Genomic DNA, 18,921 nt, shown 5'->3' with positions numbered 1-18,921 from the left:
GCGATGCGCGGTCCCGCCATAGTGTTCGACAACGTCTCCCTGCGACTGGGGGGCACGCAAGTGCTTGAAGACGTCAGCTTTCGGGTGGAAGCCGGGGCGCTGCACTGCCTGGTCGGCCCGAACGGTGGCGGCAAGACTTCACTGGTGCGTGCGCTGCTGGGCCAGATGCCGCATTCGGGAGCGGTACGCTTCGAGGGCGAGATCACGGCCCCCGTGGGCTATGTCCCGCAATTGCCGGACTTCGACCGCAACGTGCCGATGACGGTCAACGATCTCATGGCCCTTCTCGGTCAACGCCGGCCGGCCTTCCTGGGTGCCAACCGATCCGTCAAGTCGGCCAATGCCGAGGCACTGTCTCGTACCGGCATGGCCGCAATGGGCACCAAACCCTTTGGCAGCCTGTCCGGTGGCCAGCGCCAGCGAGTATTGCTGGCCCAGGCGATCAGCCCGGCGCCCTGGTTGCTGATCCTCGACGAACCGACTGCCGGCATCGACGAATCGGGGGTGCGGCTGGTGGAGGCGCTGGTGGCCGAGCTGCACGACCGTGGCGTCACCATCCTGTGGATCAACCATGACCTCGAACAAGTCAGGCGCATCGCCCAATCGGTGACGGTTATCAACCGCAGGGTGCTGTTCCACGGCGCCCCCGACCAAGTCGCTTACTCGCTGGAGGGGGCCCAATGAGCGCCCTGTACGACTTCATTCGCAACTACCTGCAGGCGCTCGCCGCCAGTGGCATCCTGCCGCAGCCGTTCGAGTATGAGTTCGTGATCAATGCCCTGCTCTGCTCAGTGCTCATCGGCCCCCTGCTGGGCGTGCTGGGTACGATGGTAATGATCAAGCGCATGGCTTTTTTCAGTCAGTCCGTCGGCAATGCGGCGATGACCGGCGTCGCGATCGGCGTGCTGATCGGCGAATCCTATACGTCTCCCTACTTCTCGATGTTCGGCTTCTGCTTGCTGTTCGCGCTTACGCTCAAGTACACGCAGCATCGCACCACGTTGGCCAATGACACGCTGATCGGTGTGTTCCTGTCCATCTCGCTGGCGGTCGGTGCCTCGCTGTTGCTGTTCGTGTCGGCAAAGATCAACACCCACGTGATGGAAAGCGTGCTGTTCGGCTCCATCCTGGCGGTGGACCACACCGACATGAACGTGCTGCTCGGCGTAACGGCGCTGTGTGCCTTGCTCGGACTGCCGCTGTACAACGGCATGTTGTTGGCCAGCCTCAATCCGAGCCTGGCCCATGCTCGCGGTGTGCGGGTGCGAAGCGTCGAGTACCTGTTTGTGGTGCTGGTCACCCTGGTGACGGTCGCTTGCCTGAAGATCATTGGCGCGGTGCTCGTCGAAGCCCTCCTGCTCATACCGGCGGCGGCAGCACGCAATATCAGCCGTTCGCTGCCGGGGCTGGTCGTGCGCGCCATCCTGATTGCGACTTTTTCCTGCGTAGTGGGAATCCTGGCGCCGATGCAATTCCACATCCCCGTACCAACGGGTGGGGCAATCGTGATAGTCGCCGCCCTGGTGTTCGTCGTCACCACCGTCATGCGCGCTACCGCATCCCGGTTCAGGGGGGCCAGCGTATGAATAGGAAAGGGTTCTACAGATCCTGGCTGACGATGCTGGCACTGTTGCTGGGCCTGCCGTTTTCGGCCTTTGCCGATAGCGCAAGGCAGCAGGTGCTTGTCGCCCTGCCTGCCGTTTATGTACTCACCTCGGCACTCAGCGACGGCACGGCCCTTGAGGTCGTCCGTCTTCCAGCAGAAGCTGCGGTGCCCATGGAAAGCCAGGCCAACGCGCTGTCACGCCTGGATGCCAAGGTGTTCCAGCAAGCCGAAGCCGTGGTCACCCTCAGCAGTCTATGGCGCGCCGACCCGCTGTATGCGGCGGCGCGCCACCACAATCTGCGGATCATCGAGATCGATGCCTCGCACTCATGGGACACGGTCAAACCCAGCGTGGCGGTGACCCGCGTACCGTCGAGCGACGTTCCCTGGGCTGCGGCGAGCGATGTCGATGAGGGCCCGTCGCCGTACGTCTGGCTCAGTCCCGTCAACGCCATGCGCATGTCGGCACTGATCGCCGCCGACCTGGAACGCCTGGCCCCCGCCGATGCACCGCGAATAAAGCGCAACCTCGCCGCACTTGAAGACCGCTTGCGCCGGCTCAAGGCCGACTACGGTGCCCGGCTGACGGCGGTACCGGATCTGCGCGTACTGTCGCTGGCCAATGAGTTCACCTACCTGTTCGGCGAATTCGGCGTCTTTGTCGACGGCTGGTTCGTCCGGCAGGACATCGACTGGAGCGACGCTGACTACGCCGCGCTGACCCACTACCTGCGCGAGCGCGACATTCGCGTGGTGGTCCACAAGTGGGCACCGGACGCCAAGATCGTCAAAGCCATCGAGGACGGGGGCGCGCGGTTGTTGGTACTCGATACGGGCAACCCGGGAATACTCGCCGACACGGCCAACGGATACGAAGCACTCCTGGGCTCGAACCTGGAAGCCTTGCTGGCGGCCTTCGCCGCGACTGGCAACGACAACACGAAAGGCGACGGCCAGTCGCCACCCCAATGACCGACCTTGACGGCGAGACGTTATGAAACTCATAGGTTCAGTAGCACGGATAGCGATGGCAGGCACCCTGGTGTTCTGCCAGGCGACCTTCGCCCATGGCCCCGTCTTCGATTGCTACATCGAGGGCGATAACCAGGTGAAGTGCGAGGCGGGCTTCACCGATGGCAGCTCGGCCACTGGCAGAAAAATCCATGTCCAGGACCCAAGCAACAAGGTGTTGCTCGAGGGCGAAGTCGGCAAGGACAACACCTACACATTCCAGCCCCCCACCGGAAACTACTCCGTGGTGTTCCTCGGTGGCACCGGCCATGAGCTCACGATTCAGTCTTCCGACATTTCAAGGTGAAAGCGACCATGACGTTCAAACGAAAACTGCTCCAAGCCCTTGCCGCTACGACATTCACTGGCTTGGCCGGCGCTGCGCACGCCCATTTCCAGATGCTCTACGTGGAAGAAACGGCGCTGCAGCGTGCGGAAAACCTCGAGTTCGCGCTGGTGTTCACCCACCCCTTTTCCGGCGGCCCCACCATGGCCATGGGTACACCTCGCACCTTCAACCACAGCAGTTCTCACGGCGAAGAGAAAATCGACCTGCGCAAGTACTTGCGCCCCGTCGAGTGGCAGAGTCGCGACAACCGGACGACGGCCTATCGTGCCTCGATTCCACGGGAATTGGTGCGTTCACTGGGTGACCATATCTTCGTACTCGAACCCGAGCCATATCTGGAAACCGAGGAAGATGTCTACATCCAACAGTTCACCAAGTTGATCGTGAACGTGGGTGGAGTTCCCGGAAACTGGTCAGAGCCACAAGGGTTGCCGGTGGAGATCCAGCCACTGAACAAGCCTTATGCAAACTGGACCGGCGGCGTGTTCCGCGCCGTGGTGCTGGCCGACGGCAAGCCTGTTCCGTTCGCCGAAATCGAAATCGAATACGTCAACCATTCCATCGATCTCGAAAAAAACGCCTTCGGCCAGCAAGACTATGTGACGGCACCTCAAGCTTCATTCAAAGCCCTGAGCACCTACGCAGACGCCCAAGGCATCGTGACCATTGGCCTGCCCCGGGCCGGCTGGTGGGGCATTGCGGCGCTCGACATCGGTGCGACGAAAACCCACAAGGGCAAACCGCTTTCGCAAGACGCCGTGCTGTGGGTGCAGGCCAGGGACATGAAGTAACCAGCCACGGCGGATCCCATGCGATTAAGCCCCAGGCGCCCAACGGCGCAGCAGCACACTGGCATTGACCCCGCCGAATCCGAAGCCATTGGAGAGCGCGTGGGTGATCGGCATCTTCCTGGCCTGTAGACCGACCAGATCAAGCCCGGCGGCGGCCTCGTCGGGATGATTCAGGTTCAGGGTGGGCGGAACGATCTGGTCACGAAGCGCCAGCACCGTAAAAATGGCTTCAATACCGCCAGCCGCTCCCAGAAGATGCCCGGTGGCCGACTTGGTGGAGGTGATCGCCACACCGCAATCGCGCCCGAACACCGAGCGGATCGCCGCCAGTTCGCCATTGTCGCCAACCTGGGTGGACGTCGCATGGGCGTTGATATGTTGCACGTCCAAGGGGCTGACAGAGGCCTGGCGCAACGCCTGCTCCATCGCGCGCCGGGCACCATTGCCGTCTTCCGGGCCTGCCGTCAGGTGATAGGCGTCGGCACTGGTGCCATAACCCACCAGCTCCGCCAGGGGCTTGGCGCCACGTGCGAGGGCGTGTTCCAGTGACTCGATCACCAGCAAGCCGGCCCCCTCGGCCATGACAAAACCGTCGCGATCACGATCGAAGGGCCGCGAGGCCTCCTGCGGACGCTCGGCAAAACCTGTGGACAGCGCGCGGGCGGCGGCAAAACACCCCAAGGTCACGCGGTCTATCGCCGCTTCCGTCCCGCCGCATATGGCGATATCCGCTTCACCGCTCCTGATCAGCCTGGCCGCGTCGCCAATGGCCTGCACCCCCGCCGCACAGGCTGTTACCGGTGCTCCCAGAGGGCCTTTGAAACCATGCCGGATGGAAACGTGCCCGGCCGCCATGTTGGCGAGGAAGGCAGGTGCGGTGAACGGGGACAATTTGCGCGGGCCGCGGGCATCGGTGGTGCGTACGGCACCGGCAATCGCGCCAAAGCCGCCCACGCCCGAGGCGATGATGGTTGCCGTCCGCTCCTGGTCGGCGGCATCGGTCGGTTGCCAGCCAGCCTGCTGCAACGCTTCTTCGGCAGCCACCAGCGCGAACTCGATGAAGCGATCCATCTTCTTGCGGTCCTTGGCCGGGATGATGCGCTCCGGGTCGTAACCGGCGACGGCGTCCTCTTCCAGCGACGGCACCTGGCCGCCTACGGCCACGCCCGTTCCCTCGGTGATCTCGCCAGACAGGGTGCGAATGCCCGAGCGCCCCGCCTGCAACCGCTGCCAGACTTCTTCTACGCCACAGCCCAGCGGGCCGACAATGCCCACGCCGGTGACGACGATGCGTTTTTGTCCTTGGGAAGTCATCATTGGAACCTCTTCATATCTCAGTCAATGCCCACAAAAGAACCAACACACGGGTTTAAACCCGCGGTGCTGTTTGCATGTGTGCTGAATGGTCAGGACGGATCTTGAACCAGATGGAATACATCGCCGGCAAAAACACCAGCGTCATGATGGTGCCGACGAACGTGCCGCCGATCAGCGTATAGGCCAGCGTGCCCCAGAACACCGAATGCGTCAGGGGGATGAAAGCCAGGATGGCTGCCAGGGCCGTCAGCAAGACCGGCCGGGCCCGTTGCACCGTGGCCTCGATGACCGCGTGGAACGGGTCCAGCCCTTCTTGCGCGTTATGATGGATCTGCCCGATCAGGATCAGCGTGTTGCGCATCAGGATGCCCGAGAGTGCGATCAGGCCGACCAGGGCGTTGATCCCGAACGGCTGCTGGAAGATCAGCAGGGTCGGCACTACGCCAATCAGGCCCAACGGGGCGGTGAGGAATACCATGATCATGGCCGAGATCGAACGCACCTGCACGATGATGATCAACAGCGTCAGGGCCACCATGATCGGCACCAGGGGCACGATCGCCTTGCCGGCCTTGCCCGACTCCTCGATGGCGCCGGCCTGCTCGATCCGGTAGCCGCTCGGCAGGGTGTCGATGACCGGCTGCAGCGCCTTCAGGATTGCATTCGAGACGTCCGGTGGTTGCAAACCTTCGGCAATGTCGCCGCGTACGGTGATGGTCGGGGTGCGATCACGACGCCGAAGAATCGGATCCTCCATGCGCACATCGACCTCTCCCACCTGGGACAGCGGAATGCGCTGGCCCGCCGCGCCCACCAGGGTAAACCCTTCTATCCTGGCCGGATCGAGGCGGATATCACCGGCGGCACGGCCGACCACCTGTACCGAACGGATGTCCTCGCGGACCGCCGTGATCGGTACCCCTGCGAGCAGGAACTGCAATTGCTGGGCGACAGCATTAGACGTCAGCCCTACTGCCTGCAAACGATCCTGGTCCAGGGTGAAATGCAACGTCGGCGTCAGCGGCCCCCAGTCGGTATTGACGGTCCGCATCAGCGGGCTCGCCTGCATGACATCCCGGACCTGGCCGGCGATCTCACGCAATTTCGCCGGATCGGGGCCCATCACCCGGTAGGCCACCGGAAATGGCGAATACGGACCGAACACCAGTTGCGTCACCCGGATACGCGCCTCTGGGGCAAGCCCCTCGGCAGCCGCCTCGCGCAGACGAAACTTGAGGGCCTCGCGCGCCTCCTGGCTTTCGGTCAACACCACGATCTTGGCGAACGAAGGATCGGGTAGCTCCGGTGCCATCGCCAGGTAGAAGCGTGGCGCGCCCTGGCCGATGTAGGCCGTGACGATTTTTGCCTCATCCTGTTTCTGCAACCAGGCTTCGACCTTGGCGGTGGTGGCACTGGTCTGCTCGATGGAGGTCCCATAGGGCATTTGCACTTCGATCAGCACCTCCGGGCGGTCGGAGGTCGGGAAGAACTGTTTCTTGACCAGGCTCATACCGAGAATCGCCACGACGAACGTCACGATCACGCTGCCGGCCACCCACCATTTGCGGGCGATGATGCGGGTCAGGACCCGGCGAAAACGATTGTAGTGACGGGTGTTGTAGATGGCCGCGTGGCCGCCTTCGACCTGTTTGATATCCGGCAACAGCTTCACCCCCAGGTAAGGGGTGAACGCCACGGCCACCACCCAGGAAGCGATCAGGGCAATGCCGACGATCCAGAACATGTTGCTGGTGTACTCACCGGCGGTCGACTGGGCGAAGCCGTTAGGCATGAATCCGATAGCCGTCACCAGCGTACCGGACAGCATCGGTGCGGCTGTATGGCTCCAGGCATACGCGGAGGCCTTGATCCGGTCGTAGCCCTCCTCCATTTTTACCACCATCATTTCAATCGCGATGATAGCGTCGTCCACCAACAACCCGAGCGCCAGGATCAGCGACCCGAGGGTGATGCGGTCAAAGTTCTTCCCAGTGGCCGCCATGACCACGAACACCACGGCCAGCGTCAGCGGCACGGCCGCCGCGACCACGACTCCGACACGCCAACCCATGCTGAGAAAGCAGACGATCATCACCACCAGCAGCGCGACGAAGAACTTGACCATGAATTCGCCGACGGCCGAGTCGATGTTCACGGACTGGTCGGTGACCTTGGTGAGCGTCATGCCCAAGGGCATGGCGTCATTGATCCTGGCCGTCTCCGCGTCCAGGGCCTTGCCCAGGTCCAGGCCGTTCCAGCCTTCGCGCATCACGACGCCCAACAACAGCGCTTCTTCGCCGTTATTGCGCACCAGGAAGGTGGCCGGATCTTCATATCCGCGCTCGACGGTCGCGACGTCCGAGAGCTTGAGCGTGCGGCCTTGAATCGCCAGGGGGGTGTCACGGATTTTCGCCAGTTTATCGAAGGCGCCGTCTACCCGGAGGAACACCTGTGGCCCATTGGTTTCGATGGAGCCAGCAGGCGTGAGCACGTTCTGGCTGTTCAGCGCGGCGAAGATGTCCTGGGGCGAGACGCCCAAGGTAGCCAGCCGGTCATGGGAGAAGGAAATAAAGATGCGCTCGGCCTGCTCGCCGATGATGTTGACCTTTTTCACTCCCGCCACATGCAACAGGCGCTGGCGCAGCGCTTCGGCATCGCGCACCAACAGCCGCTGTGGCTCGCCTTTGGCTTTCAGGGCGAACAGCGCGAACGTCACATCGGAAAACTCATCATTGACCATTGGCCCGATAACGCCCGCCGGCAACTTGAGCGCTTCGTCCTGGAGCTTTTTGCGCGCCTGATAGAACTCCTCCTGCACTTGCGAAGGTGGCGTGCGATCGACCAGTGACACCATGGTGAAAGCCAGGCCGGGACGGGTGTAGGTTTCCGTGCGGTCGTACCACTTCAGCTCTTGCAGGCGCTTTTCAAGCGGCTCGGCGACCTGGTCCTGCATCTCCTGGGCGGTCGCGCCCGGCCATGCAGTGATGACGGTCAACTGCTTGACCGTGAACGGCGGGTCCTCGGCACGCCCCAACTGAAAGAACGCCAAGGTTCCCGCGACGGCAATCAGGAAGATCAGGAACACGGTAATAGAGCGCTCGCGAACGGCGAGTGCGGACAGGTTGAGGCTCATGGACGGCCCCCGGCAACCTTCAGGTCACCCGGTTGAGCCAGGCGCACTTCCTCACCTTCATGCAGCAGATGGGCACCGAGCCCGACAATCCGCTCGCCAACGTTGAGCTGGCCGGCGACGCGCGCGGCGTCATCGCTCAAACCCAGGACTTGCACAGGTCGCCAGGTGACTTTTGCCGGTTCGCCGCTTATGACCCACACGCCAGTGCCTTTGCCCGAGTCGAAAACCGCAGCGATCGGCACTTGCAGCGCCTGCCGTTGCGCACTGTCATCGGAGATGCGCAGCGTGACCGTCGACCCAAGCGGCGCATTGGCCAGCGGCCCTTCCAACACATACCGCGCCTCGAAAGTGCGCGTCACGCGGTCAGCCGAATCGGAGAGCAGTCTCAGCCTCGCGGTGACCGCTCCCGTGGTGACGCCATAAAGGGTCGCCTGAGCCGTGGCGCCTACGGCAGGTCGCAAGGTCTCGGGCAATTGCACAACGGCTTCGCGCTGCCCTGCCCGCGCCAGTCGGACCACGGTTTGTCCGGGGCTGACGACTTGCCCGGGCTCGGCAAGCGTTTCCATCACAACGCCATCGGCATCCGCGAGCAGCACGGCATAACCAGAGGCGTTATGGGCGACATCCGCCTGGGCTTGCGCGGCGCTCAGTTGTGCCTTGGCGGTATCGGCAGCGGCCTTTATCTGGTCGTAGCCCGATGCGGAAATAGCGCCTGCGGCGACCAGATCGCGGTAGCGCGCCTCGTCGTCGGCGGTCTGCTTGGCCCGGGCTCGTGCGGCAGCGACCGCCTCTTGCTGGGCGCGTGCCTGCAACCCGAGATCGATGGGGTCCAGGCGCATCAACGGCTGTCCCCGCTTGACGGCTTGCCCGCTATCGACCATGCGCTCAAGCACCTTGCCCGAGACCCGAAAGCCCAGGTCACTCTGGACCCTGGCCGCAACGATACCGGTAAAAGATCGCGAGAGATCGGACGAACCCTGGACTTCAGAGACCCGCACCAAGGGGGCAAGCGTGCGTGGATCTTTAGCGGTGGATGAGTCGCCACACGCCGTCAGGACGAGAGGCAACAAGCAGACGGCAAAGGTGACAGGTCGAAGCCGGAGCATAGGTTCCCTTACTTGAGCAATGAGGACAGGAGCCACATTCTCAATCTCGTGACCAATACTGTCAATGGTCACATATCGCTGACTGCTTAGCCGCTAAAAACCCTCCCTGGCGTTCTTTCCCAGCCAAGAACTATGTGGCTGAGCCGCAATTGACAGGAAGTGACCATAATATAATATGGTCACAAATCACCCTTCTCCAGGTATCCCATGTCGCCTCTCCTCCCCCTTACCCTTTTGGTGAGCGCCAGCTTGATGGCAGGCTGCGCGGTCGGTCCGGACTACCATCGTCCGGACGCTGCGCTTTCGCACCGTTTCCTGGGTCAGTCGTCTGTCGAACAGAGACCCAGCGCAACGCGAACCAACCTTGTAGCCTGGTGGGAAGGCTTTGGTGATCCGGTATTGACCGAGTTCATCGCCAAGGCACTTGAACAGAACCTGGACCTGGCTCAGGCGGCGGCGCGAGTCGCGCAAGCACGGGCGGGCCTGGGGGCAGCCAATGCCGCGTTGTTGCCCTCGGCAACCGTCAACGGTCAAGCGGCGCGCGCCTATCAGTCAGTGCAAACCCCACTCGGCCAGGTGTTGAACTCGACGCCTGGGTATGATCGGTATGGAAGTTCCTACGAGGTCAACCTCAACGCCAACTGGGAGGTGGACCTCTTTGGCGGTCTGCGCCGCGGGCGCGAGGCGGCACTGGCCGAGTACCAGGCTAGCGAGGCAGGCGCCGCCGCCACACGACTGGCTGTCGCCGCACAGACCGCTGATATCTACATCACTCTTCGCGGGCTGCAGACCCGGCTGGACATCGCCAACCGACAAGTCAAAACCCAACAAGACCTGTTGGAAAAAGTCCGATTGCTTTACAGCAAGGGCCTCGCCGCCAGCTATCAGGTGCACCAGACCGAGGGCGCGCTGGCGCAAGTCCAGGCAACAGTGCCAGTGCTGCAAACCGGTCTGGATGCCGCGATGAACGCATTGGATGTCATGCTCGGCACACCGCCAGGCACCCATCGCCAGCAACTGGCAACTGTCGGGAACATCCCTGCGGCACCACAGATAACCGCCATGGGCACGCCGGCCGATCTGCTACGCCGCCGGCCAGACCTCATCGTGGCAGAGCGCCGCCTCGCAGCCTCCAACGCGCGCATCGGCGAAGCCATCGCCGAGTACTACCCAAAATTCTCTCTCAGCGCCTTGCTTGGCAGCGCCACGGCGGTTTCCGCCGGCAACCTGTTCAGCGGCGACGCCAGTCAGGCAGCCGGCGTATTGGGATTGCGTTGGAGGCTGTTCGACTTTGGCCGCATCAACGCTCAGATCGATCAAACCAAGGGGCAGGAAGCCGAAGCACTCGCCGCTTACCGCCAGTCCGCGCTGCGCGCCACCGAGGACGTCGAGAACGCGTTTTCCGCGCTGGTCAATCGAGAAGCCCAGGCCACCACCCTCACCCAGGGCGAAGCTTCGTTGACCCAAGCTCGGCAATCGTCGTTCATTGCCTATCAGAAAGGTACGGCCAGCCTGATCGATGTCTTGAATGCCGACGAGACACTGCTGCAAGCGTCCGATTCCCGAGCGCAAGCACGGACCGAATCAGCACGGGCAGCGGTCGCGGCGTTCCGGGCGCTCGGTGGTGGCTGGCAGCCACCTGACGCCCAGCCGGTGGCTGCCAGATGACTGACACCCCTTTTCTTTCAACTCAACAACCCGAGATCAGCGAGATGAAACCGAACGATAACGCCTGGGTGCTCATCACAGGTGCTTCAAGCGGATTTGGCGAGGAGTTTGCCCGGCAATACGCCACCCAAGGGAAATCTCTCGTCCTGGTAGCACGCAGGCTGGAAAAGCTCGAATCGCTATCGGCGCAATTGCGCGAACGTTTCGGCGTTGATGTCATTGTCGAGCAAGTAGACCTTTCCTCGATCCCGGCAGTCATCGAACTGCACCAGCGGCTGCGCGAGCGCGATATCGTGATCGATGTGCTCATTAACAATGCGGGGCATGGCTTGCAGGGGCCTTTCCTGGATCAGCCCCTGGACCAGGCCCTGGCCATGATTGATTTGGATATCGCCAGTCTGACAGCCCTTACACGACTCTTCGCGATAGACATGCGGGCCCGCAAACGTGGACACATCCTGATGGTCGCGAGCCTGCTGTCCTTTCAGGGTGTGAAGAGTTTCGCTGTTTACTCGGCAGCGAAGGCCTATGTACTTCGTTTCTCGGATGCGCTTCATCGTGAACTCAAAAACGACGGCGTCGTCGTGACCGCGCTTTGCCCTGGGATGTCGGACACCGGTTTTGCAGAAAGCGCCAGGCAAACGCTCACGCCAGCCTTGAAAATGGTCATGATGCAGCCTCAGCCCGTTGTGGCAGCAGGAATCCGCGCACTGCAAGCCGGACGCATGAGCGTCGTACCAGGCTTTGGCAACAAGGCTATTACCGTCCTGACCTGGGCCACGCCTCGTTGGCTCCACCAGGGGCTTATGGCACGCATCATGGGTGTCTGATAGCAGGTCACGCAGCGGCCCTTGCAACACGCTACGCAATCACCATCATCAATATCTTCGTCGCAGTCGACTCGCCCACACCAAACGCCGGGTAGCATGCGCTCCCGGCTTTTAGAGCAGCACTCAATCAGAAGCGATAGCTGACTGAAGTGCCAAACCCGCTCGCACTGTTTTTGTACTTGGAGCTGTAGGCGCCGCGAGTCGCCGACGCATCGTTGACCGATACGCTCTCCTCCCAGAGATAGGAATAAGCGACGTCGATCGTGACATCTTCCACTGGCGTCCAGCCGGCTCCAAAGCTGAGCACCTTCCGGTCGCCGGTAGGAATACGTGGTCCGCGGTTGGTATTGTTGGCAGGCGATTGGTCAACCGAAAAGCCTGCACGCAGCACCCACTGACTATTCAACCGATACGCCGTACCGACAGCGTGGGCCCACGTGTCATGCCAATTCTGCTCTTCACTGATGATGCTCAACTGGCCGCTCAATAACGGCGGCAACCCTGAGTTTTCGATGGTCAGCTCCTTGAAGCGACTCCAACGCGTCCAGGTGCTGCCCAGGTAAAGTGTCCAGTCCGTGTTGAGCTGGTGAGTCACCGAGAAGTCCACCGCCTCCGGGGTATCCACATCCAGCGAAGCGTCATAACTGCGCCCACTAACCCCTACCAGGCTGAAGATGCCGTCGCTGACTTTGGTCTTGGCATCCAAGTGATAGCTGACCTTGGAATGGTACGTCAGCCCCAAGCGGGTTCGATCTGTAGCCTGCACCAGGACGCCAGCGTTGAAACCCAGGGCTGTGTCGTCGCCGGTGCTTTTAAGCTTTCCGTCATTGCGGCCAGGGCTGAGTGGATTGGGCACCATGCCTGATATCTCACCACTGATACGGTTGATCGTAGGGCCGAACCCAATCGACACGGTGTCGTTGAAGGCATAGCTGATCGTGGGCTGGAGCGTGAGTGTCTTGACCTCACTTTTATTTGCGTAGTAACGCCCGGCAAAATCACTGCCGTAATCGGTAATCAAACCGAACGGCACATAAAAACCAACACCGAACGCCCAGTGCTCATCAACGGGCTTGACGTAGTAACCCATCGGCACCGTGGTCGTTGGCACCATGTCATCGCCGTCCTGACCGCCGAAGGTGCTGCGGGTCTGGCTTATGTCGGACTTCGCAAACAGCGTCGCCGCTCCCAGGCTGAACTGCTCCTTCTTCAAGCGAGACATCCCCGCCGGATTACCGAAGACCGTGCTCGCATCTTCGGCGGAAGAAGAACGACCGGCAAATCCCGAGCCCATCCCACTGATACTTTGCTCATTGAGCGCGAAGCCGCTGGCGAATACATCGGAAGTTGCGAACACAAAGCAGAGACCCACCGGGGCCTTGAGCGATATTTTTTTCATTATCAGGACTCTGGAAACGTAGCGCGGGTAATGGGGAGCAATGGTTTTGTATTACGTGAAGATCGCCACGGTCTGGCGTGCCCAAAGCACACGCCGGCCGCTTTCGTCCCAGATTTCCATGTCCTGGAGCGAATAACCTTCCAGCGCTTGCTGGCTAAAGGAATTGATCAGGAACCACTCACTGGCGACGGCCGGCTGCGGCAGGTCAATCATCCAGGACGCAGAACTGATGGCAGCGGGCTCGGTGAAGCAGGTCATGGCCGCTGGCGGCAAGCTGTCAGCCAATGCAATCAAGGCGACCGCCGGATCTACGCCCCGAGCATCCAGATGGCGTACCCACATCAGTAATTCCGGATTATCAGCGCCGGATACCGGCAGAGAACCGCCCGCAGGGCGCATCTCAAAGTTATAGGCGCAGGCCGGTGCGATCTTTCTGTCCAGCTTCAATGGCGCGTACCGGGACGGCCCCTCTACAAGCGGACGGCCCCAGGCATCATGGGCAATACCGCTCGCCCGCGGCTGTGCGAACAGTAGGGTCGTGCGCAACGCCAGGTCGTCGCCCGACAAGCAGTCGACCGATACGGAGGTGACGGATCGCCCTTGACGCAACACGCTGACATCGAATGTCTGAGCCTGCGTGACCGGACCTATGAACGACACCTGGGCGGACTTGAATGGAGGAAAACCCGTCGGACGCTCAAGCAAAACCGCTTGCAGAGACAGCGCAGCGGACAGCCCGCCAAAGATCGTACGGCCCTGCCGCCAGTTAGGTGGAGACACAAATGGCGCATCCGGATCGAATTGCTGCAGCAATTGGGCGAAGCTCGTCATGTCAACGTTCTCAGGACTAAGAGCAATACGCCACATCTTATTCTTGTGACCATTTGTGTCAATAGTCACAATCAAGATAAACAATTACCTTTATCAGCCAATCATGACGGAGCATTGAAATCGATTGGAATGCGTTGCTTGGAATCGTCAGCCCAAGGTCACGGCATGAGGCTACGCAAGATGAGGTTGGCGGTGAGCGTGGGAGCCTCTTCGATGACGTCGAGGCTGTACTGCAGCAGCAAAGGGTTGACGAAAGGCCGCAGCGCCAAGTGGATCGCGTCTACTGTCTCGTCCAGTGGCGTCTTGCGTTCAAACTCACCGAGTTCTCGCCCCTCGCGTACGACTTGCAATACGAAGCCTTTGATCCGGGCATCGTAACCCCGTGAACTGGGCCAGTGCTCCGAGGCGGAGAACGCAGCAATGTCGTAGAGCTTGCGATCATTGAAGAACAGGTTCACGCCCGTGGTAACCAGGGTTTTGACCAGGCGTCGAAAACGCTCCGTCGACGAGAGTCCTTCTTCGTTGATGGCCTGCTCCACAGCGGCAACGATTTCGGCCAGGCAGCGGGTACAAATAGCCTCGCCAATCGCCTGCTTGGAGTCGAAAAACTTATAGATGTACGCCTTGGAAAACCCGATGGCCTTGGCCAAGTCAGAGACTGTGGTCTTGCCGTAGCCGTATTGACTGAAATGCTCATTGGCCGCCGCGACGATCTGGTCTCGAATGTCGTGATCGGCCGGGCCTCGGGTGCTGGGCGAAGGTGGGGATGACTGGTTCATTGGGGCAGCTTACGCATCCTGGAGTCGGTTGACAACTTGTGACCATGTAGATATTTAGTCACAATCTGCCCATTTCCCAGAAATTGCCACCCCTGCCGGCTATTTGGCAAAAAGCTGGCTCATATCCTTGAACGCCTTGAACTCCAGTGCATTACCGCAAGGATCGAACAGAAACATCGTGGCCTGCTCCCCCACCTGCCCCTTGAAACGTATGTAGGGCTCGATCACGAACTCGGTGCCAAAGGACTTCAGTCGCTCGGCCAGCGCTTCCCACTCCTGCCATCCCAAAATGATGCCGAAGTGAGGGACCGGCACGTCATGCCCATCTACCGGGTTGCTGTGGACGCTCTCTTGGGAAGCGGTCTTTGGCTGTTCATGAATCACCAACTGGTGGCCATAGAAGTTGAAGTCGACCCAATGGGCACTGGAGCGCCCCTCTTGTAGCCCAAACACTTCGCCATAAAAGGCCCGAGCGCCTGGAAGGTCGTAGACAGGGATTGCGAGGTGGAAGGGAGAAAGGCTCATCACGGCTCCTGTTGCTTTTATAAGGTCCGGGCATCGTAAGGGCGGAATCCAACCAAGAAAAACAATATATTTCTCTCAATAACACAATTAATATTTGTGAATGATAAAAGAACTCAAGACCCTTATTGCCGTAGCGCGGGAAGGTACTTTCGCTGCCGCAGGCAATAAAATCGGCCTCACCCAGGCCGCGGTCAGCGCGCAGATCCAGCGCCTGGAGGCCGAACTCGGCTTCGAGATCTTCGACCGCAAGGGCCGCTCGGCCCATCTCAACCGGATGGGCCATCAAGTACTTCTGCAAGCGCAAGAGTTGCTGCGTCTCTACGACAATCTTGGCGCAAGCCCAGCCGGGCTTGCACCTAGCGTCTTGGTGAACATTGGTGCTATCGCTTCAGTGCAGCGCTCCTACCTGCCAGACGCGCTCGCCAGGTTTCACCAGCAATGCCCGCAGTGCCGTACGCGGGTGCTTCCTGGCCTGTCGATGGAGTTGATCAACCTGGTGGATGCCGGCGAAATCGACATGGCAGCCATCATTCGCCCGCCTTTCTCGCTGCAAAGCGATCTGCGCTGGATGACTCTGGCGCTGGAGCCCTATCGACTGATCGTTCCAAGCGCGCTACCTGGAGAGGACTGGGCGCAACTGCTTGGCAGCCACCCCTTCATTCGTTACGACCGAGCATCGTTCGGTGGCCGGCAGGTAGATCGTTTCCTGCGCAAGATGCACTTCACTTTGCGTGAAGTCTGCGAGCTGGATGAGTTGGAGGCGATTATCAAGCTGGTTGGAAACGGCGTTGGCGTGGCCCTGGTGCCGCAAACCGCGACTCACCGCAAATGGCCGCAGGGTGTACGCGCCCTCGCAGAGCACACCTTCCACCGTGAGATCGGCCTCGTCCACCGGGCTCGACAAAGTCTCAACGAACCGGCAGGAAGACTGGTGCAACTGATCGCGGAGCAAGCCCAGGCCAACCCGGTATGAATCCCCCTGCATCGGCCCAGACAAAAACCAATGCGCGGGGCTCAAGGTTTTTGTCGAGCGGATGATCTATACCTTCAAGTACACGCAGTCAGGCCAAGACAACATACTCGCGTGTCCTGATTAAACGATCGTGGCGACCCGCTCCAGGTACGCTGCGTCGCATAAGACGTCGGCCTGCAAGACGCTGTTTGCGCGCCAGGCATCCTTTGAATGGCGCACTCCTTTCCAATGCCTGAAGTACCGATCATGAGCCTGAGCAAACGCGCTTTGAATGCCCCCACCAGAACACTATCCAGGCTTTGTCTATTGCTGCCGCTGTTGGTTGCGCACAACGCGCGCGGTGAACCCCTGGAGATAGAACTGCATATCCTCGACGCGCCGCCGCTGACGTTCGTCAATGACCCCAGGGGGCACGGAATCGTTGGTGATGTCGCCGTCGCGGCCATGACCAAGGCCGGGTACACCGTAAAAATCCATGTACTTCCCTGGGCCAGGGCTCAAAAACATGTCAGTGAAGAACATGATCACTTGATCACGCCCCTCTCGCGCATCCCTACTCGTGAGGATCGTTTCACCTGGATCGCCCCGATCATGCCCATGGAGCGAGCTTTTTTCAGCCTCGAGCGACGGGTGAGCAGTTTCGCCCAGGCGAAAGAAACCTACCGCAAGATTGGCGTCGGCCTGGGCAGTGCACAGGAAGATATCCTGCGCACCGAAGGGTTCAGCGACGAGCAGATCTATCCACTGGCCATCGGCGAAAACCCCGCCCAGCTGCTCTTGATGGGGCGCATCGATGCGTGGTTCAACGGCGTGCCCGAGAGTCGATACATCTGGCCGAAGGTGTCTAAACGCAAACTGCTCATGAGTCGGGTCGGCAGCAGCGCCGATCTTTACCTGGCCTGCTCGAAACAATGCGCGCCCAAAATGGTCGAGGATTTACGCGAAGCGGTCGAAGCGCTTCGGGCGGATGGGACGCTCAAGCAAATCCATGACCTCTATTTGCCGCAATAGGCCGCGACCCATCAATACATTTGATAGCAAAGAACCCAAGCCCGCCCTGAAACGGTGCAGTGCATTCAAGGTTTGCGTGAGTCATTGCGGCAAGGGAGCTTGCTCCCGATTGGGCGCCAGGTGCTCATAAACAGGGGCTGCCAGGCAGCCCGACGGGAGCAAGCGTCCTCGCCACGGTTCCTCGGCTTCCAAATAGTGGCACACATCGCCGGACTAGAGGCCTTGTCGATGGCTTATATCATTCTGAATGATAGTTACCTTTGCTTCATTCGATTCGTGCCTCTGCCTGGCTCCACGCATCATCCGCCCATTCTCAATACATTGGCGGATGCTATCCATGGAACATTCACTTTCAAAACTGCGTTTTCCTCTCGCGCTGCTGGCGGTACTGGTGATGAGCGCCTGCGGCAAGACTCCCGACACGGTAGCTTCCATGCCGCCAGCCAAAGTCAGTGTGGCCAAGGTACTGGAACAACCGGTCAACGAATGGGATGAATTCACCGGACGCCTTGAAGCGCCGGAAACCGTCGAAATCCGTCCGAGGGTATCCGGACAAATCGACGAAGTGGCCTTCACCGAAGGCGCACTGGTCAAGAAAGGCGACCTGCTGTTCCAGATCGACCCACGCCCCTTCCAGGCTGAAGTACGTCGTCTCGAAGCCCAATTGGCCCAAGCCCGTGCCACCGCCACCCGCAGCGAGAACGAAGCCCAGCGCGGCGAACGCCTGCGCCTGAGCAATGCCATTTCCGCCGAACTGGCCGACTCGCGCACCAGCGCCGCCCAGGAAGCCCGCGCCGCCGTCGCGGCGATCCAGGCGCAACTGGACCTGGCCAAGCTGAACCTGAGCTTCACCCGCGTCACCTCGCCCATCAGCGGTCGTGTCAGCCGCGCGCAGATCACCGCCGGCAACCTGGTGACCGCCGATGTCACGCCGCTGACCAGCGTCGTATCCACCGACAAGGTCTACGCCTACTTCGACGCCGACGAACGTGTCTTCCTCAAGTACACCCAACTCGCCCGCCAAGGCCAGCGCGGCCAGGCCACGCCGGTCTACATGGGCCTGTCCAACGAGGACGGCAATCCACACCTGGGCCAGATGAATTTCGTCGACAACCAGGTCAACCCGCAGACCGGCACGATCCGTGGCCGGGCCGTGTTCGACAACAAGGACGGCACCTACACCCCTGGCCTGTATGCCCGACTGAAGCTGGTGGGCAGCGGCACTTATTCCGCCGTGCTGATCAACGACGAAGCCGTGGGCACCGACCTGGGCAAGAAATTCGTGCTGGTGATGGACGCCGAAAACAAACCGGCCTACCGCGCCGTCGAGCTGGGGCCGAAGATCGAAGGCCTGCGTATCGTGCGTAACGGCCTGAGCAAGGACGACACCATCATCGTCAAGGGCCTGCAGCGGGCTCGTCCAGGTTCGCCGGTCACGCCTGAAACCGTGCCGATGGCCAGCGACGAAACCATTGCCGCCCTGGCACAACAACGTAAAGCGCTAGAAGCCAGCAACCTGCCCCAAGTCGCGCCATCCAAGGACGCGTCAGGGGCGGCAGGCAAACTGGCCGCTGCGACCCCACGCGGTTAAG

General features: G+C 60.9%; 17 protein-coding genes. 10 read left to right on the top strand and 7 right to left on the bottom strand.

Annotation, left to right across the window (positions count from 1 at the left end; genetic code table 11):
• Window positions 1-3: 3 nt before the first annotated feature.
• From AC30D9_RS00510 to AC30D9_RS00490, 5 genes are read left to right on the top strand one after another with little or no spacing between them, the layout of a single operon-like run.
• Window positions 4-684: a metal ABC transporter ATP-binding protein gene (locus AC30D9_RS00510; protein WP_490143169.1), complete on the top strand. Its 681-nt coding sequence runs from the start codon at window positions 4-6 to the stop codon at window positions 682-684.
• On the top strand, window positions 681-1,586 hold the full coding sequence (locus AC30D9_RS00505) for a metal ABC transporter permease (protein ID WP_134924267.1): 906 nt from the start codon (window positions 681-683) through the stop codon (window positions 1,584-1,586). The genes AC30D9_RS00510 and AC30D9_RS00505 overlap by 4 nt, the downstream gene beginning before the upstream one ends.
• Window positions 1,583-2,578 carry a metal ABC transporter solute-binding protein, Zn/Mn family gene (locus AC30D9_RS00500; protein ID WP_490143168.1) on the top strand — a complete coding sequence of 332 codons (996 nt, stop codon included), beginning with the start codon at window positions 1,583-1,585 and terminating at the stop codon, window positions 2,576-2,578. Before AC30D9_RS00505 ends, AC30D9_RS00500 begins: the two co-directional genes overlap by 4 nt.
• Window positions 2,579-2,633: 55 nt before the next feature.
• Window positions 2,634-2,924 (top strand): hypothetical protein, encoded by a 291-nt coding sequence (locus tag AC30D9_RS00495; RefSeq protein ID WP_307572345.1) that lies wholly within the window; start codon window positions 2,634-2,636, stop codon window positions 2,922-2,924.
• 8 nt (window positions 2,925-2,932) lie between these two features.
• The gene (locus AC30D9_RS00490) at window positions 2,933-3,757 is read left to right on the top strand and encodes a DUF4198 domain-containing protein (RefSeq protein ID WP_134924263.1); all 825 of its coding nucleotides are present in this window, start codon (window positions 2,933-2,935) and stop codon (window positions 3,755-3,757) included.
• A 24-nt stretch (window positions 3,758-3,781) separates the two neighbouring features.
• Here AC30D9_RS00490 and fabF read toward each other — a convergent pair whose 3' ends face one another.
• From fabF to AC30D9_RS00475, 3 genes are read right to left on the bottom strand one after another with little or no spacing between them, the layout of a single operon-like run.
• Window positions 3,782-5,074 (bottom strand): beta-ketoacyl-ACP synthase II, encoded by a 1,293-nt coding sequence (gene fabF, locus AC30D9_RS00485; protein ID WP_490143167.1) that lies wholly within the window; start codon window positions 5,072-5,074, stop codon window positions 3,782-3,784.
• A 52-nt stretch (window positions 5,075-5,126) separates the two neighbouring features.
• A complete protein-coding gene (locus tag AC30D9_RS00480) occupies window positions 5,127-8,207 on the bottom strand; it encodes an efflux RND transporter permease subunit (protein ID WP_490143166.1) in 3,081 nt (1,026 codons plus the stop codon).
• Window positions 8,204-9,313, bottom strand: a complete 1,110-nt coding sequence (locus AC30D9_RS00475) for an efflux RND transporter periplasmic adaptor subunit (RefSeq protein WP_490143165.1) — start codon at window positions 9,311-9,313, stop codon at window positions 8,204-8,206. The genes AC30D9_RS00480 and AC30D9_RS00475 overlap by 4 nt, the downstream gene beginning before the upstream one ends.
• Before the next feature lie 207 nt (window positions 9,314-9,520).
• Here AC30D9_RS00475 and AC30D9_RS00470 point away from each other — a divergent pair, with 207 nt between their 5' ends.
• Window positions 9,521-10,981, top strand: coding sequence for an efflux transporter outer membrane subunit (locus AC30D9_RS00470; RefSeq protein WP_490143164.1), 1,461 nt, complete (start codon window positions 9,521-9,523; stop codon window positions 10,979-10,981).
• 44 nt (window positions 10,982-11,025) lie between these two features.
• Window positions 11,026-11,811, top strand: a complete 786-nt coding sequence (locus AC30D9_RS00465; protein ID WP_490143718.1) for an SDR family NAD(P)-dependent oxidoreductase — start codon at window positions 11,026-11,028, stop codon at window positions 11,809-11,811.
• A gap of 127 nt (window positions 11,812-11,938) precedes the next feature.
• Here AC30D9_RS00465 and AC30D9_RS00460 read toward each other — a convergent pair whose 3' ends face one another.
• The 4 genes from AC30D9_RS00460 to AC30D9_RS00445 all read right to left on the bottom strand — a co-directional run bounded on the left by AC30D9_RS00460 (window position 11,939) and on the right by AC30D9_RS00445 (window position 15,345).
• Window positions 11,939-13,210, bottom strand: coding sequence for an OmpP1/FadL family transporter (locus AC30D9_RS00460; protein ID WP_490143163.1), 1,272 nt, complete (start codon window positions 13,208-13,210; stop codon window positions 11,939-11,941).
• 51 nt (window positions 13,211-13,261) lie between these two features.
• Window positions 13,262-14,041 (bottom strand): thioesterase family protein, encoded by a 780-nt coding sequence (locus AC30D9_RS00455; RefSeq protein ID WP_490143162.1) that lies wholly within the window; start codon window positions 14,039-14,041, stop codon window positions 13,262-13,264.
• Window positions 14,042-14,199: 158 nt separating this feature from the next.
• Window positions 14,200-14,820 (bottom strand): TetR/AcrR family transcriptional regulator, encoded by a 621-nt coding sequence (locus AC30D9_RS00450; RefSeq protein WP_307572351.1) that lies wholly within the window; start codon window positions 14,818-14,820, stop codon window positions 14,200-14,202.
• A 99-nt stretch (window positions 14,821-14,919) separates the two neighbouring features.
• Entirely contained in the window at window positions 14,920-15,345 is a 426-nt protein-coding gene (locus tag AC30D9_RS00445; protein WP_018601473.1) for a VOC family protein, read from the bottom strand.
• Window positions 15,346-15,445: 100 nt separating this feature from the next.
• On the opposite strand from AC30D9_RS00445, the gene AC30D9_RS00440 reads away from it, so the two are divergent.
• From AC30D9_RS00440 to mexE, 3 genes are all read left to right on the top strand, one after another.
• Window positions 15,446-16,318, top strand: coding sequence for a LysR family transcriptional regulator (locus AC30D9_RS00440; protein WP_490143161.1), 873 nt, complete (start codon window positions 15,446-15,448; stop codon window positions 16,316-16,318).
• A gap of 246 nt (window positions 16,319-16,564) precedes the next feature.
• Entirely contained in the window at window positions 16,565-17,329 is a 765-nt protein-coding gene (locus AC30D9_RS00435) for a substrate-binding periplasmic protein (protein ID WP_490143717.1), read from the top strand.
• A 337-nt stretch (window positions 17,330-17,666) separates the two neighbouring features.
• Window positions 17,667-18,920, top strand: a complete 1,254-nt coding sequence (gene mexE, locus AC30D9_RS00430) for a multidrug efflux RND transporter periplasmic adaptor subunit MexE (protein WP_490143160.1) — start codon at window positions 17,667-17,669, stop codon at window positions 18,918-18,920.
• Window position 18,921 lies beyond the last annotated feature (1 nt).

Source organism: Pseudomonas sp. DF11 (assembly GCF_058148565.1).
This window is presented reverse-complemented; position numbering and strand designations above follow the sequence as displayed.